This is a genomic window from Aureimonas glaciei (assembly GCF_014643375.1).
Lineage (GTDB): Bacteria > Pseudomonadota > Alphaproteobacteria > Rhizobiales > Rhizobiaceae > Plantimonas > Plantimonas glaciei.
This window is the reverse complement of record NZ_BMJJ01000018.1, coordinates 1-16,434: the sequence shown is the minus strand read 5'-3', so window position 1 is coordinate 16,434 and position 16,434 is coordinate 1. Positions and strand designations below refer to the sequence as shown.

The window sequence follows — 16,434 nt, the reverse complement described above, 5'->3', positions numbered from 1 at the left end:
TCTTTCGGTTCGTCCGGGGAGGAGGTCCGTCGACCGGGCGCCTCTGCGCCGGGTCGGGGAAAGCCTGCAACCCAGGCCGTCTAAGCCGCGCGGATGGGCGGCTGGAGGTGGGTGGCTTTCTCTGCCACGACGCTCAGAAAGGCTTCGACACAGGCCGGGTCGAACTGCCGCCCGGCCTGTTCGGCAATGTATACGATCGCTTCCTCGCGGCTCCAAGCCCGCTTGTACGGCCGGGCGCTGGTCAGCGCGTCGAAAACGTCGGCGACGGCGGCGATCCGCCCGGCGAGGGGTATCTCGGTGCCTTTCAGATGGTTCGGATAGCCGGTGCCGTCCCACCGCTCGTGATGCGTGGTGGCGAGCACGGAGGCCAGCTGCAGGAGGTCGCAGGACGAGCCGGCCAGGATGTCGCCGCCGATGCGGGCATGCTCGCGCATGTGCTGCATCTCGTTCTCGTCGAGGAGTCCGCGCTTCAGCAGCACTTCGTCGCGGATGCCGACCTTGCCGATGTCGTGCATCGGCGCGGCGAGCTCGATGTCGCGGCAGGTCTCGGCATCGAGCCCCAGCGCCCGGGCCATGGCGCCGCACATCCGGGCCATGCGCGTGGTATGGGCCGCCGTGTCCTCGTCCTTGTAGCCGGCCGCGAGCGTCAGGCGATGGATGATCTCCTCCTCCCGCCGCCGCAGTTCCTCCGTCGCCGCCGCCACTTCCTCGCGAAGCCAGGCCTCCCTGTCGGCCAGCTTGCGCTGGACCTGGCACAGCCGCGACAGGTTGCGGATGCGCACCATGAAATCCACCGGGTCGATCGGCTTGCTCAGGAACTCCACCGCCCCGGCCTGCAGCGCCGCGAGGCGAAGGTCGGCTTCGTTGTCGGCCGTCACCATGACGATGGGCTTGTCGGTGGAGCTCAGATTGCGCCGGATCACGCCGATGAGCTCGATGCCGCTCATGCCCGGCATCTGGTGGTCGACGATCGCCATGTCGAAGGCCAGGGTCGGCAGCGCCTCGGCCGCCTCGATCGGCGAGGCGAACGGCAAGGCGACGCAGTCTCCCGTGCGCTCGATCAGCTTGCACATGAGCATGCGGTTCGTCTGGTTGTCCTCGACGACGAGGATCTCGATCTGGCTCGTCATCCTGTCCTTCCGAGCGCGGCGCGATCGTCGCGCAGGCGTTCCAGCCGGGCCGACAAAAGCCCGTGCGCACCCTTTGCCACCGGCGTCTGCCGCAGGGATTCAGCGATCGTCGCCATCGCGGGATAGCCGATGCTGGCGGCGGCGCCCTTGAGCGTGTGCAGCACGCGGTCGGTCGTCGCCTGGTCGTTGCGCGCCATGGCCGCATGCAGGTCGTTCAGGAGCAGGGTGGCGTCGGCCAGGAAAGCGTCGCGCAGTTCCTCGAACCCGTCCTCGCCGATGGCGTCGACCAGCTCGGCCACGCGGCTGGCGTCGACGGCGACCTCGTCGCGGTCGAAACCGTCGGTGGCCGTGGGGGAGGGGCCGATCGGGGCGGGCTCGCGGTCATCGGCCGCCTGCCGCCCCTCGGCCCGCGGACCCCATTCGGCGATCAGCGCGCCGAGGCGCGCCATCGATACCGGCTTGGACTCGAAGGCATCCATGCCGACCGCCCTGCAGCGCTCGCGGTCGCTGTCAGACGCATTGGCGGTCAGGGCGACGATCGGGATCGTCGCCTGCCATCCGCCCAGCGCCCGAATGCGGCGGGTCGCCTCGATGCCGTCCATGACGGGCATCTGCATGTCCATGAGGACGAGATCGAAGCGCTCGGCCTGCACCATGCGCAAGGCGGCCTCGCCCTCCTCGGCGACCACCACCGTCTGCTCGAGCTTTTCCAGAAAACGCCGGGCGACCGTGCGGTTGAAGGCATTGTCCTCGACCACAAGGATGCGGAGCCGCTGAAGCGCCTGTTTCTCGGCCGCCTGCGGCGGTGTCGCCGTCACGGCGCCGGCCGGGGCGGCGGGGGCGGGGATCTCGAACCAGAAGCGGCTGCCGATACCCGGTTCGCTGTCGACGCCGATCGTGCCGCCGGCCGCCTCGACGATGCGCTTGCAGATGACGAGGCCGAGGCCAGTGCCGCCGAAACGCCGCCCGATCGTGCCGTCGACCTGGCTGAAAGCCTGGAACAGGAGCGGCCGCGCGCTACCCGGAATGCCGATGCCGGTATCGGCGACGACGAAGCGCAGGCGCGGTGAAGCGGCCGTGCCGGCGGCCGACACAGTGAGATCGACCGATCCGTTCTCGGTGAACTTCACCGCATTGCTGAGGAGGTTCAGGAGAACGCGGTAGAGGCGCGTCGGGTCGCCGAGGAACCAGCCCTCGACGTCCTGGTTCACCAGCGCCACGACATTGCCGCGGTCGCGAGCCCGTCCCCGGACGATGGCGATGGCCTGGCGGGCGACAGCGATAGGATCGTAGGGGATCGTCTCCGCCGGGATGTCGCCGTGCTCGATCTTGGCGAAGTCGAGGATTTCGTTGATCACCTCGAGCAGCGCCGCGCCGGACGTCTCGATCGCCCGAACGCTTTCGGCATCCTCTTCCGCCAGCGGCGAGCCCCGAAGCAGTTCGGCCATGCCGAGGATGGCGTTGAGCGGGGTGCGGATCTCGTGCCCCATCGTCGCCATGAAATCGGATTTCGCCCGGTTGCCGGCTTCCGCAGCCCGGAAGGCTGCAGACATCTGGTCGGCGACGACCTGGATCTGGTCGCCCGCCGCGCGCGTCGCGCCGAGACGGCGCACCAGGAGGAGGATGAGAAGCCCGACGGTCAGACCAAAGGCCAGCACCAGCGAGGCGGTCCTGTCCTGGAGCTCCATCACCTCGGTGCGCGCGTCGGCCCGTGCCGTGGAGACGACGGAATTGGTGCGCACGAGAAGCCTTTCGGCGGCCGCCACGATCTCGGCGACGCGCGGCAGGATCGCGCGCACGGCCCCCACGCCGCCGCTTTCGCGGAGCGTGGCGAACACCCCTTCCAGCGCTCGTATCCCGGCATGCACCTGTTCCCGCGCGACACGGATCTCGGGATCCTCTGCGAAATAGGCGCCGTAGCGGGCGGTGTCGACGATCGCCATGCGGGAGTAGAGGATGTCGTAGCGCAGCATCAGGCTATCCAGAGCCTCCGGGGCCAGCGTGCCGGTGCGATCGACGTCCTTCAGCGATTCGAGCAGCGTGCGGGCCTCCCGGCCGGTCTGGTAGACGGCCCAGAGAGCGTCCTCCCTGATGCCGTCCTGCGTGTCCTTCTGCCGGCTCGACAGATGCAGATAGGCGCCGACGAGGAGAGCCAGAAGCAGCAGCGAAGTGGCGATCAGCGCCCAGGTCGCGCGCGCCGATTGCCGGACGATCTCCCGCCCCTGGGCCAGTTCAGGGGTCATTCGAGAACCTTGACTTCCTTGATCTGCCAGACCGACCGCGAGAAGTATTTCTCGTTGTAGAGAGCCGGATCCTGGTCGAACGGATAGATCAGGAACACGGGACCCTTGTCGCGCACCGACATCAGCTTGCCGTCCATCCGCGTGGCCAGGATCGTGTCCAGATCGGTCGCGTCCTCGAGCGGGATGTCGGCGGCATAGTCGTTCAGGGCGACGAGGCGGATCGTCTTGCCCTGCGCGCCGACGGCCGACAGAACGGCGCGAAGCAAGGGCCCGCTGAAGGTGGTCTTGCCGGGGGTCCAGGGGGTTTCCATGGTGCCGGATCGGCCCGTCAGCGCTTCCAGCGCCGGCAGGTCGAACGCGGCCACGCCGTCGCCATTGCTGTTGGCGATGGCGCCGGTGACGGTGAGGACTACCGCGCCTTCCGGCGCCGACAATTCCCCGGCCGTCGCCCCGGCGTGCCAAACCAGGGCCGCGACCACTGCAGCAAGAACACGTTTCATCTCGAATGTTGCTCCAGGAACAGGGCGCCGAACGCGGCTGCCGTCCGGATCAGGTTGACCGAGGAGGATGGAATTGATCTTAACTTGCGCCGAAGTTTTTTCATCATAAACTCGGTATAAATACTTATAACGATCGCGTTTTTATGCTTAATTGACTGTAGTTAGTACTTACGAAGGTGGCTGCGGCGCGGCGGGCGATGCCTTGGGCTCGGTGCCCCGTGCTTGCCGGCAAAGGAGCCGGCGAGGGAGGGTCGATGCCGCTTTCGACCGCCGGAAAAGCCGTAGCCGTGCCGCCGCCGGCCGCGGCGGCCCGGCCAAGCTTGATCGAAATCAAGGATGACTGACGATCCCGGGACTAGGCATGCCGCTGCGCTCGACACCCGTCACGGCGCGCCGACAGGTTCTGGCGAGGAGATCTTTCGATGGCATCCATGAGGGCAGCAATCTTCATCGAACCCAACCGCATCGTGCTCGGCGAAAAGCCCATTCCGGAGGTCGGGCCGCTCGATGCGCTGATCCGGATCACGACGACGACGATCTGCGGCACCGACGTGCATATCCTAAAGGGCGAATATCCCGTCGCCAGCGGGCTGACCATCGGCCACGAGCCGGTCGGCATCATCGAAAAGCTCGGCTCGGCCGTAGAGGGATTTGCGGAGGGCCAGCGGGTGATCGCCGGCGCGATCACGCCGAGCGGCACCTCCAACGCCTGCCTCTGCGGCTGCCACAGCCAGGACGGCGCCGGCACCAAGCACGGCTTCAAGCCGATGGGCGGCTGGCGCTTCGGCAACACGATCGACGGCGCGCAGGCGGAATATCTGCTCGTGCCGGACGCCATGGCCAATCTCGCTCCCATCCCGGACGGGCTCACCGACGAGCAGGTGCTGATGTGCCCCGACATCATGTCGACGGGCTTTTCGGGCGCGGAGAGCGGCGCCGTCAAGATCGGCGACACGGTGGCCGTCTTCGCGCAGGGGCCGATCGGGCTCTGCGCCACGGCCGGCGCCAAGCTGATGGGCGCGACGACCATCATCGCGGTGGAATCGGTGCCGGCGCGCATGGAAATCGCCCGCAAGATGGGCGCCGATCACGTCGTCGACTTCACCCAGGGCGACGTCGTGGAGCAGATCATGGCGCTGACCGACGGGCGCGGCGTCGACGTCGCGATCGAGGCGCTCGGGCGCCAGGAGACCTTCGAGGCGGGCCTCCGGGTTCTGCGGCCGGGCGGCACGCTCTCCTCGCTCGGCGTCTATTCCAGCGATCTGACCATTCCGCTGGGCGCCTTCTCGGCCGGCCTCGGCGACAACAAGATCATCACCACGCTCTGCCCCGGCGGCAAGGAGCGCATGCGCCGGCTGATGGCCGCAATCGAATCGGGGCGGCTCGACACGCGCCCCCTGGTCACGCACCGCTTCAAGCTCGACCGGATCGAGGAAGCCTACGACCTCTTCGCGCACCAGCGCGATGGTGTCCTGAAGGTCGCGATCACCCCCTGACCCTCTGGGAGGAGGACGGGCGACCGCGGCTCCGGCCGGCGGCCGCCCCAGCCCGCCGTCGATCCACACGGGTCGGCGGCAGCTTCTGTCATCGAGCCTCCCGCAAAGGGTCATCGCATGAGCACCCGCAATTTCGACGCGCTGTTTTCGCCCCGCTCGATCGTTCTGATCGGCGCCAGCGACAGGCCGCATTCGGTCGGCCAGGTCGTCGGCCAGAACCTCTTTTCCGCCGGCTTTGCCGGCCGGATCATGCCGGTGAACCCGCGCCGTCGCGTGGTCGGCGGCCAGGCCTGCTTTCCCTCGATCGACGCGCTGCCCGAGACGCCGGACCTCGCGGTCGTGGTCACCCCGGCGGTAACGGTGCCGGGGATCATCGCCGAACTGGCGGACAAGGGCTGCCGCGCGGCGGTGGTGATCTCCGCCGGCCTCGACGCGCCGTCGGGGAAGACGACCCTCCGCCAGAAGATGCTGGATGCGGCCCGCCCCTCGCTCCTGCGCATCGTCGGGCCTAACTGCCTCGGCCTGATCTCGACGCCGGCGGGGATCAATGCCAGCTTTGCCCATCTGACGCCGGCCCAAGGCGACATCGCTTTGGTCAGCCAGTCCGGCGCGATCGTCACCGCCGTACTCGACTGGGCCGACGCGCGTGGCGTCGGCTTTTCCCATGTCGTCTCGCTCGGCGACATGGCGGACGCCGATTTCGGCGACCTGCTCGACTTCCTGGCCGCCGACCGCGCCACCCGCTCGATCCTCCTCTATGTCGAGAACGTCACCTTCGCCAAGAAATTCATGTCGGCCGCGCGCATTGCCGCCCGCGCCAAGCCCGTCGTCGTCGTCAAGTCGGGCCGCAGCGCCGCGGGGGCGCGGGCGGCGCTGTCCCATACCGGCGCGCTGGCCGGGTCGGACATGGTCTACGACGCCGCCTTCCGCCGCGCCGGGCTCCTGCGCGTCGCCACGATCGAGGAGTTGTTCGAGGCGGCGGCGACGCTGGCGACGGGCATGCACATCGATGGTGAGCGGCTGACGATCCTTACCAATGGCGGCGGCGCAGGGGTCCTTGCGGTCGACGCGCTGGAAGCGCTCGGCGGGCGGCTGGCCGAGATGAGCGCCGAGACGCGGGCAGCGCTCGACGCAGTGCTACCGGCGATGTGGTCGCGCGGCAATCCGGTCGACATCATCGGCGATGCCGAGGGTGAGCGCTATGCGCGGGCGCTGGAGATCCTGATGGCCGATCGCGGCAGCGACGCGATCCTCGTCCTCAACTGCCCGACGGCGGTCGCCGACGGCATGGCGGCAGGCCGGGCCGTCGCCGAGGCGGCGATGCGGCGGCCGCATTTTCCGCTGCTGACCAACTGGCTGGGCGGCACCGCCGCCGGACCGGTGCGCGCCTTCTTCGCCGCCGAAAAGATCCCGACCTTCGAAAGCCCCGACGACGCCGTCCGCGCCTTCACCCATCTCACCCAATACCGGCGGAACCAGGAACTGCTTCTGGAGACGCCGTCGGCCGGGGTGACGATTGCGCCCGCTTCCCTCGGCGCGGCGCGAGCCGTTCTGTCGGCGGCGGCGGGCGAGGGGCGCACGGTCCTCAGCGAGGAGGAGGCCAAGCAGGTGCTCGGCCTTTTCGGCATTCCCACTGTGCCGACCTTCCTCGTCGCCACGGCACAGGAGGCGGTCGCGCGCTTCGAGGCGATCGGCGCGCCGGCGGTGCTGAAGGTCGTCTCGCCCGAGATCAGCCACAAGTCCGATGCCGGCGGCGTCCGGCTGAACATCGCCTCGGCGGCCGAGATGGCCGAGGCCGTGGCGACGATGACGGCGACATTGGCGAGGACCGCGCCGAATGCCCGCATCGCCGGCTTCACCGTCCAGAAGATGGTGGTGCGGCCGGACGCGCAGGAACTGATCGCCGGGATCGCGTCCGACCCGACCTTTGGGCCGGTCATCCTGTTCGGCCGGGGCGGCAAGGCGACGGAGGTGATCGGCGATCGTTCGATCGGTCTGCCGCCGCTCAATTCCGTTCTGGCCCGCCGGATGGTCGAGGGCACCGCCGTCGCCCGGCTGCTCGCCGGCTTTCGCGACGTGCCGCCCGTCCCCATGGACGCGCTGACCGATGTGCTGGTGCGGCTGTCGGAACTGGCCGTGCTCCTGCCGGAAATCGGCGAACTCGACACCAATCCGCTTCTCGCCGATACGGGCGGCGTGCTCGCTCTTGACGCCCGCATCGCCTTGCGGCCGGCCGGTGCCGTGGCCATCGGTCCGGCCATTCTCCCTTATCCCCACGCCCTGACGCGGGAGATCGTCATCCGCGACGGCACCGCCTTCCGTCTCAGGCCAATCCGCCCGGAGGACGAAGGGGCTCTGGCGGACATGGTCGCCCGGTGCACCCCAAACGATCTGCGCCTGCGCTTCATGGCGGCGGTGAAGACCTTGCCGCACCAGGCGGCGGCGCGGTTCTCGCAGATCGACTACGACCGCGAGATGGCCTTCGTCGCCGTCGAACCGGACAGCGCCTTCGGAACGGGCCCGATCCATGGCGTCGTCCGCCTGATCGCCGATCCGGAAAACGAGGCGGCGGAGTTTGCCGTGCTGGTGCGCTCCGACATGAAGGGCAGGGGGCTCGGCACCCAGCTGATGACCGCCATCCTCGATTTCGCGCGGAGCCGGGGCCTGCGGCGGGTCTTCGGCGAGATCCTGCGCGAGAACACGACGATGCTGGACATGACACGGGAACTCGGCTTCCACGCCGACCCGTCGGGCACGGCCGGGACGGTCCACGTCACCATCGCGCTTGACCCGGCCCGATCCCCGCTGCCGGCCTGAACCGGAAGGCGGCCGAAGAGACGCGGCTCTTCAGAACCCCGGGGACGGACGACAAAGTCGCAAGGAAAAACCGGATGCCGAGGGACGGGCGGACCGCAGGCGGCGTCGTGCTGGGCCCGGATCTCGGCCCATCGTCGACGCCTCGCAGGCGTCGCCGACCCGATACGTAGAACACCTTAAGGGAGCCAACCGAATTTCAGCAGGCGGTTCCTGCGGTTAACGTCTGTCCATCGCAACAATACGGACCGACGGAGATTCCGATGCTGACCGTTTCTGCTGCCCTCGCCCCCAGCCCCGCCATGGTGGCGGCCAACGCCGAAAACAGGCTCGCGCGAAACGCCGCACCGGCTTTGCCGTCGCGGGGCTCGATCGGGGTCGCCGGCGCGCCGCGCCAGGTGCCGACGTCGGTCGCACTGGCCGGCCAGGTGCTGAACTTCGCCGAGGGCCGCGAAATCTACGCCGAGGGCGAGGCGGTCCGCTCCTTCTACAAGGTGATCGACGGTGTCGTCAGGACCTGCACCTTCGCCAGCGACGGCCGTCGCCAGATCGACGGCTTCCACGCCGAGGGCGAAATCTTCGGCCTGGAAATGAGCGACGAGCATCGCCTGTCGGCCGAAGCGGTGACCGATTGCACCGTCGTCGCCTATCGCTGGGCCGGCCTCGCCTCCTTCAACGGCGGCGACGGCGAGACGGCGCGGGCCGTGTTCGGCCTGGCCATGCAGTGCCTGGAGCGGACGCGCGACCATTCGCTGCTCCTCGGCCGGCGCAGCGCCGCCCAGAAACTCGCCGCCTTCCTGCTGGATCTGGCGGAGCGCGGCGGCGAGGATGGCGGCATCGACCTTGCCATGAGCCGCCAGGACATCGCCGACTATGTCGGTCTCACCATCGAAACCGTCTCCCGCACCTTCTCGCAGTTCGAGCGCGATCATCTCATCGCGCTGCCCTCGATCCGCCACGTGGTCCTGCGCAACCGTTCCGCACTGGTGGAACTGGCGGACTAGGGTTTCGGCCCAGGAGGGTGCCGGCCGGATGCGATGAGCCTGACAGGCCTTCCGATCGCCTTTGCCATCCATGGTTGCCGAGCGCATCCGTCCGTCCTACCTCCGGCTGATGCCGGGCGCGATGCGCCGAGAGCCCGCGAGGATCCGCGCCATGATCGACATGCCGGACGAGGCGGTCGTCCACTTCCTCAAGCGCACCGCCTTTGACGGCATCGACCCAAGTGCGGTCGAGACGGCCACCACGCATATCTCGCTGCTGCTGCTCGGCGGGGACCTTGTACTCAAGCTGAAGCGGCCGGTTCGGCTGGCCTATCTCGACTTCTCGACGCCTTCGCTTCGCCTGGCCGCCTGCCACCGCGAGCTGACCCTCAACCGCCGCACCGCGCCGCAGCTCTATACCGGTGTTCTCCGGATCACCCGGACGGCGGACGGAACGCTTCGTCTCGGCGAGGACGGCGAGAGCGGCGACGAGGGCGAACTCGTCGACGCCGTCGTCGCCATGCGCCGCTTCGACCAGGCGACCCTGCTCGACCGGCAGGCGGAAGCGGGGCTGCTCGACGCGCCCCTGATGGACCGCCTGGCTGCGACCATCGCCACCTTTCATCGGAGCCTTCCCGCGGACGCGGACAAAGCCGGCGCGGCGCGGATGCGGCGGGTCCTCGATCTCAACGAGGCATCCTTTGCCGCGACTGGCCTCTTCGCGGCCGACGAGAGAGCCGCGCTCGATCGCCGGATGCGGTCGCATCTCGCGCGCCTGTCGCCGCTGCTCGATCGCCGGGCAGCGGCTGGATGCGTGCGTCGGGGGCATGGCGACCTGCACCTGCGCAACATCTGCCGGATCGAGGGGGAGCCCGTCCTCTTCGACTGCCTCGAATTCAGCGAGGACCTCGGTACGACCGATGTCCTCCACGATCTCGCCTTCCTCTTGATGGACCTCTGGCACCGCGGGTTGGAGGCCGAGGCGAATCGGCTGATGAACCGCTATCTCGACCACACGCACGACGAGGCGGGACTGGCGGCGATGCCCTTCTTCATGGCCTTGCGGGCGTCGGTGCGCGCGCATGTCGCGGCGACGGCCGCGGCGGACGCTGCGGCAAGCGAGGCGGCGGCCTTTCGCACCACGGCGCGGCGCTACTACGACCTCGCCCTTGATTTGCTGCGGCCGCGCGACGCGGTTCTCGTGGCGGTCGGTGGTCTGTCGGGCTCTGGCAAGTCCAGTGTCGCGGCGGCGCTTGCCGCCCGCATTGGACCGCGCCCCGGCGCCCGAACCCTGTCCAGCGACCGGTTGCGCAAGCACCGGTTCGGCGTTTCGCCCGAAACGCGGTTGCCGGAGGAGGCCTACGGCGCCGACGTTACGGCCGCCGTCTACGGCGACCTCGGCCAGGCTAGCGTCGGCACCCTCGGCTGCGGCCATGCCGTGATCGCCGACGCGACCTTTGAGCGTCCGGACGAGCGCGAGCGGATCGCCGCCGTGGCCCGCGCTGCGGGCGTCGCTTTCGTCGGCCTCTGGCTGGACGTGCCGGCGGACACCTTGCTGCGGCGCGTCGGGGCCCGCCGCGGCGACCCGTCCGATGCCACGCCGGACATCGTCCGCCGCCAGCTCGAACGCGGACCGGGCGCGGTTACCTGGACGGTGGTGCCGGGCGAGGGAACGCCCGCAATGGTGGCGCAGCGGGCGCGCGCCGCCGTCGAGGCCGCGCTGGGCCGCGACCCCGTCAGCCGCCTGCCGGATCCTGCGCCTTCCTGACTCCGGCGCGTCAGGACGGAGCCGCGACCAGCCGCTCCTTGACCCAGCGGACGATCTGATCCGCCGACAGGGCACCCGACACGCGGGCTGCCTCCTTTCCGCCGACGAAGAGGATCATCGTCGGAATGCTGCGTATGCCGAGCCTGGCGGCGGCGGTCTGTTCGGCCTCGGAATTCAGCTTGGCGACGCGCACAGCCGAGCCGAGCGTCTGGGCCGCCGCCGCATAGGCCGGCGCCATCGTGCGGCAGGGCCCGCACCAGGGCGCCCAGACGTCGACGAGGACCGGAAGCGTGCCACGGGAAACCTGACGGTCCAACTGACCGCCGTCGACATCCATAGGCAGGCCGGAGAAGAGTTTGGCGCCGCACTTGCCGCATTTGGCGCCCTCGAGCGGCCTCCCCGGCGGCAGGCGGTTGACGCCGCCACAGCCGCCGCACACCACGCGCGTTTCGCTCATTCCATTCTCCTCGCCGCCTCGTCGCCGGCCACCGGCATCATGCCCGGCCGGGCCGCCTTCGGTTTGACCTTGCGCAATGTCGCTCCGCATCCGCCGTGCTGTCCTGGCGCCAGCGGTGCCCGGCACCGCCGACATGGAGCACAATGATGATCTTGCCGAATGGCACCCTCGTGGCCGTCGCGGACGGAAAGCACGTCAAACTCTTCCGCAACAGAGCCGCCGAGCCGCATCTCGACCTCATTGCCGTGGAGGACCCTGACCTCGACGCCCTCCATCCGGCCTCCGGCGGGCGGCACCGGCACAGCGGCGGCAATCCCGATTCCGACCGGGCCGCGGAAGACGCCTTCGCCGCGGCCGTCGCCAAGCACCTGAACGGGCTGGCGCTCGGCGGGCATCTCGACGCGCTCTTCCTCATCGCCGATCCGCGCACGCTCGGCGAGATGCGGCGCCACTTCCACGCCGGGCTCGCCGCGAAGATCGTCGGCGACCTCGCGAAGGACCTGACGGCCCATTCCGTCAAGGACATCGTCACCGCCATCCGCCATGCCTGACGGCGCGCGCGGGCCGTCGAAGTTGGTCGTCTCCGGGAGTTCGCTATGCTTCGCATCCTCCTCATGCCGGTTCTCGCCCTGTCGCTCGCCGGTGCCGCCAGCGCCGAAAACTGGGGCGATCCGGCCAGTGGCCGACGCATCGCCGAGCGCTGGTGCGCCGCCTGCCACATCGTCTCGCCGGAGCAGACCTCGGGCATTGCCGACGTCCGGAGTTTTCAGGCGATTGCGGCGCTCACCGAAGATCCCCAGTCACTCGCCACCTTTCTCGCCGATCCGCACCCGGTGATGTCCAATATCCAGCTGACCCGGCGCGAGATCGGCGATCTCGTCGCCTACATCGCCAGCCTGCGCTGAGGGCGGGCGGCCGATCGTCTCGGCCATCGGAACTTCGGGCGGTCGGGGCATGGTCGGTCGGTTCCCTTGCGTTCGATCAATGCGCCGCCAGCCGCAGACGGGCTGAGTGTCGGAGCACGACAGGGAGGTCGCCATGCCCGCCGATGACAAGCCGCGCCGACTCGACGAGATCATCGATGCTGTCGAGGACGAGGAAGCCCTCGTCAAGAACCGCATCGAACGCGCGGGCTTCTGGGTGTGGGGACGCGTCCTCGCCTTGGCGCGCCTTCTGCGAGGCGCGCCCAAAGCCCGTCGACACAGGCCTTTCTGATCTATCCCGGCCGCGCGGCGATCGATCCGGCAGCCACGACTGCTCTGCCGACCGAACGGGTCGGCCCCCAATTCGTTGTCCCGATATCGCCCTGGCTGCCCGCATGGCCCGTCGCCGGAAACGCTCACCCTTTCGAGGAGCTGCCGCATGACCATCGCCGAGACTTTCCCCGCCGCCGACGAGATGGCGCTTGTCGATCGCTACTGGCGCGCCGCCAACTATCTCTCGGTCGGCCAGATCTACCTGCTCGACAATCCGCTGCTGCGCGAACCGCTGAAGGCCGAACACGTCAAGCCGCGGCTGCTCGGCCATTGGGGGACGACGCCGGGGCTGAATTTCATCTATGCCCATCTCAACCGGATCATCCGCGCGCGCGACAGCTCGGTCCTCTATGTCTGCGGCCCTGGCCATGGCGGCCCCGGCATGGTCGCCAACACCTATCTGGAAGGCAGCTACAGCGAGATCTATCCCGATATCGGCCAGGACGCCGCCGGGCTGAAGCGGCTGTTCCGGCAGTTCTCTTTTCCCGGTGGCATTCCGAGCCATGCGGCGCCGGAAACGCCGGGCTCGATCCACGAGGGCGGGGAGCTCGGCTACGCCCTGCTGCATGCCTATGGCGCGGCCTTCGACAATCCCGAACTCGTGGTCGCCTGCGTCGTCGGTGACGGCGAGGCGGAGACAGGTCCGCTCGCCGCCTCCTGGCACTCCAACAAGTTCCTCAATCCCGGCCGCGACGGGGCGGTGCTGCCGATCCTGCATCTCAACGGCTACAAGATCGCCGGCCCGACGCTTTTGGCGCGCCTGGAGCACCAGGAACTGGCCGACCTCTTCTCCGGCTACGGCCACGAGGTGATCTTCGTCGAGGGCGCCGACCCGATGACGATGCACCGGGCGATGGCCGAGGCCATGGACCACTGCTTCGACCGCATAGCGGCGATCCGGCAAGGCTGGCGCGAGGGCGGCGACAGGGCGCGGCCGCGCTGGCCGATGATCGTCCTGCGCAGTCCCAAGGGCTGGACCGGGCCGGTCGAGGTCGACGGCAAAAGGGTCGAGGGCTTTTGGCGGTCACATCAGGTGCCGATCGCCGACCCACGGTCCAACCCGGCGCATCTCGAGCAGCTCGAAGCCTGGATGCGCAGCTACGAGCCGGAAACCCTGTTCGACGCAGCCGGTCGGCTGGATCCGGCGCTGGCGGCCCTCGCGCCGTCGGGCGAGCGGCGCATAGGCGCCGTCCCGCAAGGCAATGGCGGTCTTCTCCGGCGCGAGTTGATCCTGCCCGACATCCGCGATTTCGGCCTGGAGATCGGCGCGCCCGGCACGACCACGGGCGAGGCGACGAGCGCGCTCGGTCGCTTCCTGAAGCGCGCGATCGAGCTGAATGCCGATGCCGCGAATTTTCGCATCTTCGGCCCGGACGAGACCGCCTCCAACCGCCTCGGCGCGGTGTTCGAGGCGACGGACCGGGTCTGGATGGAGCCCGTCGAGCCCTACGACGTCGCCCTCTCGGCCGACGGCCGGGTGATGGAGGTGCTGAGCGAGCATCTCTGCCAGGGCTGGCTGGAGGGCTATCTGCTGACCGGGCGACACGGCCTGTTCTCCTGCTACGAGGCCTTCATCCACATCGTCGACTCGATGTTCAACCAGCATGCCAAATGGCTGAAGGTGTCGAAGGAACTGCCGTGGCGGCGGCCGATCTCGTCCCTGAACTACCTCTTGACCTCGCATGTCTGGCGGCAGGACCACAACGGCTTCAGCCATCAGGACCCGGGCTTCATCGATCTCGTCGCCAACAAGAAGGCCGACATCGTCCGCATCTACCTGCCGCCGGATGCCAACAGCCTGCTCTTTGTCGCCGACCACTGCCTGCGCACCTACGACCGGGTCAACGTCATCGTCGCGGGCAAGCAGCCGGCGCCGCAATGGCTGTCGATGGATGCCGCCATCGCGCATTGCTCGGCGGGCATTGGACTCTGGTCCTGGGCTGGCACCGACGATGTCGGCCTCGAACCGGATGTGGTCATGGCCTGCGCCGGCGACGTGCCGACGGTGGAGGCGCTGGCAGCTACCGATCTCCTGCGGCAGGCGCTGCCGAACCTTCGCATCCGCTTCGTCAATGTCGTCGACCTGATGGCGCTGCAATCGCCCGACCAGCATCCGCATGGGCTGTCCGACGAGGATTTCGACGCGCTCTTCACCCGCGAGAAGCCGGTCGTCTTCGCCTTCCACGGCTATCCCGCACTGGTCCACCGCCTGACCTACAAGCGCAAGAACCACGCCAACTTCCACGTCCGCGGCTTCATCGAGGAGGGAACGACGACGACGCCCTTCGACATGGTGGTGCTGAACGAACTCGACCGCTTCCATCTGGCCATCGAGGCGATCGAGCGGGTGCCCGGGCTGAACGAAAGCGCGGCGGCGGTGAAGCAGGGATTTCGCGACCGGCTCGGCGAACACAAGCGCTATATCGTCGAGCACGGCGAAGACATGCCGGCGATCCGGAACTGGGGCTGGCCCTACCAGACGGGGGCCGAAGCGGGTGACTGACCCGGCCGTGGCCTTGCCGGACGACGGTCTCGTCCTGGCCGTCAACAGCGGCTCGTCCAGCATCAAGTTCGCGCTGTTCGGACCCGGCGACTCGCCCGCTCTGGTGCGCGGCACGCTCGCCGATGGCGCGCGACCGGGCTTCGAGGCGCGCGACGCCGGCGGCGCCGTGCTCGTCTGCCAGAGCCTTGCGGAGGGCACGCCGGCCGCCGCTGTCTTCGCCGGCCTCCTCGACTGGATCGAGACGTTTGCCGGGGCCGGGCGACTGACGGCCGTCGGTCACCGCATCGTCCATGGCGGCGACGCCTTTGCCGCCCCCGTAGAGTTGACGCCCGAGACGATCGAAGCCCTGGCGGCGCTGACGCCGCTGGCGCCGCTGCATCAGCCGCGGTGCCTGCAGCCGGTGGGCGTCATCGCCGCGCTGCGTCCGGGTCTCCTGCAGATCGGCTGCTTCGACACGGCCTTCCATCGCAGCATGGAGCCGACCGTGCGGCGCTACGGCCTGCCGCGGCGGTTCGAGCAGCTCGGAATCCGGAAATTCGGCTTTCACGGGCTGTCCTACGAGCACATCGCCGATCGCCTGCACGCGATGGGCAAGGACACGGGTTCGCCGACGGTCGTCGCGCATCTGGGCAGTGGCGCCAGCCTCTGCGCGATGACGGACGGCCAGAGCCGCGACACCACGATGGGCTTCAGCGTCCTCGACGGCCTGCCCATGGCGACCCGCTGCGGCGAAGTGGATCCCGGCGCCATCCTCTACATGCAGCGGCAGCTCGGGCTCGGGCTCGCGGAGGTGGAGGACATTCTCTACCACGACTCCGGTCTTCTCGGTGTCTCCGGCCTGTCCGGCGACATGCGGGAACTCCTGGACAGTCCCGATCCGCGCGCGGCCGAAGCGGTGGATCTCTTCACCTTCCACGTCGCCCGCCAGGTGGCGGTGATGGCGAGCACGCTCGGCGGGATCGAGCGCCTCGTCTTCACCGGCGGCATCGGCGAACACCAGGGCGCGGTGCGCGAGTCGATCTGCGCACGGCTCGCCTGGCTCGGGGTCGTCCTCGACGTCGAGGCAAACCGTCGCGGCGGGCCGTCGATTTCGGCCGGCGGCGGCCGGGTCACTGTCCTCGTCATTCCGGCCGACGAGGAGCGCGTCATCGCCCGGCACGTCCTGGCCTCTCTCCCGCGTTAGAGCGTTTCAGGTTTTGCTGGAAGCATAGCCGGCGCTTGCGAAATAGTTGCTGCATTCGTCTGGGCCGATGGTGGTGACGAGGTTGCCGAGATGGCGCCAGG

Annotated in this window: 13 protein-coding genes; 9 read left to right on the top strand and 4 right to left on the bottom strand. The window is 68.9% G+C overall.

Translation table 11 applies throughout. The annotated features are described in order from the left end of the window. Positions 1 to 80: 80 nt before the first annotated feature. Genes IEX88_RS24870 through IEX88_RS24860 form a run of 3 tightly spaced genes read right to left on the bottom strand, consistent with a single transcriptional unit; the run spans position 81 to position 3,873 of the window. Positions 81 to 1,130 carry an HD domain-containing phosphohydrolase gene (locus IEX88_RS24870; protein ID WP_188855176.1) on the bottom strand — a complete coding sequence of 350 codons (1,050 nt, stop codon included), beginning with the start codon at positions 1,128 to 1,130 and terminating at the stop codon, positions 81 to 83. After that, positions 1,127 to 3,373, bottom strand: coding sequence for an ATP-binding protein (locus IEX88_RS24865; RefSeq protein ID WP_188855175.1), 2,247 nt, complete (start codon positions 3,371 to 3,373; stop codon positions 1,127 to 1,129). Before IEX88_RS24865 ends, IEX88_RS24870 begins: the two co-directional genes overlap by 4 nt. Continuing rightward, complete coding sequence (locus IEX88_RS24860; RefSeq protein WP_188855174.1) at positions 3,370 to 3,873, bottom strand: putative pterin-binding protein; 504 nt, start codon at positions 3,871 to 3,873, stop codon at positions 3,370 to 3,372. The genes IEX88_RS24865 and IEX88_RS24860 overlap by 4 nt, the downstream gene beginning before the upstream one ends. A 422-nt stretch (positions 3,874 to 4,295) precedes the next feature. On the opposite strand from IEX88_RS24860, the gene IEX88_RS24855 reads away from it, so the two are divergent. The 4 genes from IEX88_RS24855 (at position 4,296) to IEX88_RS24840 (ending at position 10,934) form a co-directional block, all read left to right on the top strand. Next, a complete protein-coding gene (locus tag IEX88_RS24855; protein WP_188855173.1) occupies positions 4,296 to 5,369 on the top strand; it encodes an NAD(P)-dependent alcohol dehydrogenase in 1,074 nt (357 codons plus the stop codon). A 117-nt stretch (positions 5,370 to 5,486) separates the two neighbouring features. Further along, entirely contained in the window at positions 5,487 to 8,186 is a 2,700-nt protein-coding gene (locus tag IEX88_RS24850; protein ID WP_188855172.1) for a bifunctional acetate--CoA ligase family protein/GNAT family N-acetyltransferase, read from the top strand. 260 nt (positions 8,187 to 8,446) lie between these two features. After that, positions 8,447 to 9,187: a helix-turn-helix domain-containing protein gene (locus tag IEX88_RS24845; RefSeq protein WP_244640490.1), complete on the top strand. Its 741-nt coding sequence runs from the start codon at positions 8,447 to 8,449 to the stop codon at positions 9,185 to 9,187. Between the two features lie 151 nt (positions 9,188 to 9,338). Then, complete coding sequence (locus IEX88_RS24840) at positions 9,339 to 10,934, top strand: bifunctional aminoglycoside phosphotransferase/ATP-binding protein (RefSeq protein WP_244640489.1); 1,596 nt, start codon at positions 9,339 to 9,341, stop codon at positions 10,932 to 10,934. A 10-nt stretch (positions 10,935 to 10,944) separates the two neighbouring features. Here IEX88_RS24840 and trxC read toward each other — a convergent pair whose 3' ends face one another. Then, positions 10,945 to 11,391, bottom strand: a complete 447-nt coding sequence (gene trxC / locus IEX88_RS24835) for a thioredoxin TrxC (protein ID WP_188855171.1) — start codon at positions 11,389 to 11,391, stop codon at positions 10,945 to 10,947. 146 nt (positions 11,392 to 11,537) lie between these two features. On the opposite strand from trxC, the gene IEX88_RS24830 reads away from it, so the two are divergent. The 5 genes from IEX88_RS24830 (at position 11,538) to IEX88_RS24810 (ending at position 16,333) form a co-directional block, all read left to right on the top strand. Further along, positions 11,538 to 11,942 (top strand): baeRF12 domain-containing protein, encoded by a 405-nt coding sequence (locus IEX88_RS24830; RefSeq protein ID WP_188855170.1) that lies wholly within the window; start codon positions 11,538 to 11,540, stop codon positions 11,940 to 11,942. Positions 11,943 to 11,987: 45 nt separating this feature from the next. After that, a complete protein-coding gene (locus tag IEX88_RS24825; protein ID WP_188855169.1) occupies positions 11,988 to 12,296 on the top strand; it encodes a c-type cytochrome in 309 nt (102 codons plus the stop codon). A gap of 133 nt (positions 12,297 to 12,429) precedes the next feature. Then, the gene (locus tag IEX88_RS24820; RefSeq protein ID WP_188855168.1) at positions 12,430 to 12,606 is read left to right on the top strand and encodes a hypothetical protein; all 177 of its coding nucleotides are present in this window, start codon (positions 12,430 to 12,432) and stop codon (positions 12,604 to 12,606) included. 147 nt (positions 12,607 to 12,753) lie between these two features. Beyond that, complete coding sequence (locus IEX88_RS24815) at positions 12,754 to 15,150, top strand: phosphoketolase family protein (RefSeq protein ID WP_188855167.1); 2,397 nt, start codon at positions 12,754 to 12,756, stop codon at positions 15,148 to 15,150. Then, positions 15,143 to 16,333: an acetate/propionate family kinase gene (locus IEX88_RS24810; RefSeq protein ID WP_244640488.1), complete on the top strand. Its 1,191-nt coding sequence runs from the start codon at positions 15,143 to 15,145 to the stop codon at positions 16,331 to 16,333. The genes IEX88_RS24815 and IEX88_RS24810 overlap by 8 nt, the downstream gene beginning before the upstream one ends. The last annotated feature ends 101 nt before the right edge of the window (positions 16,334 to 16,434 follow it).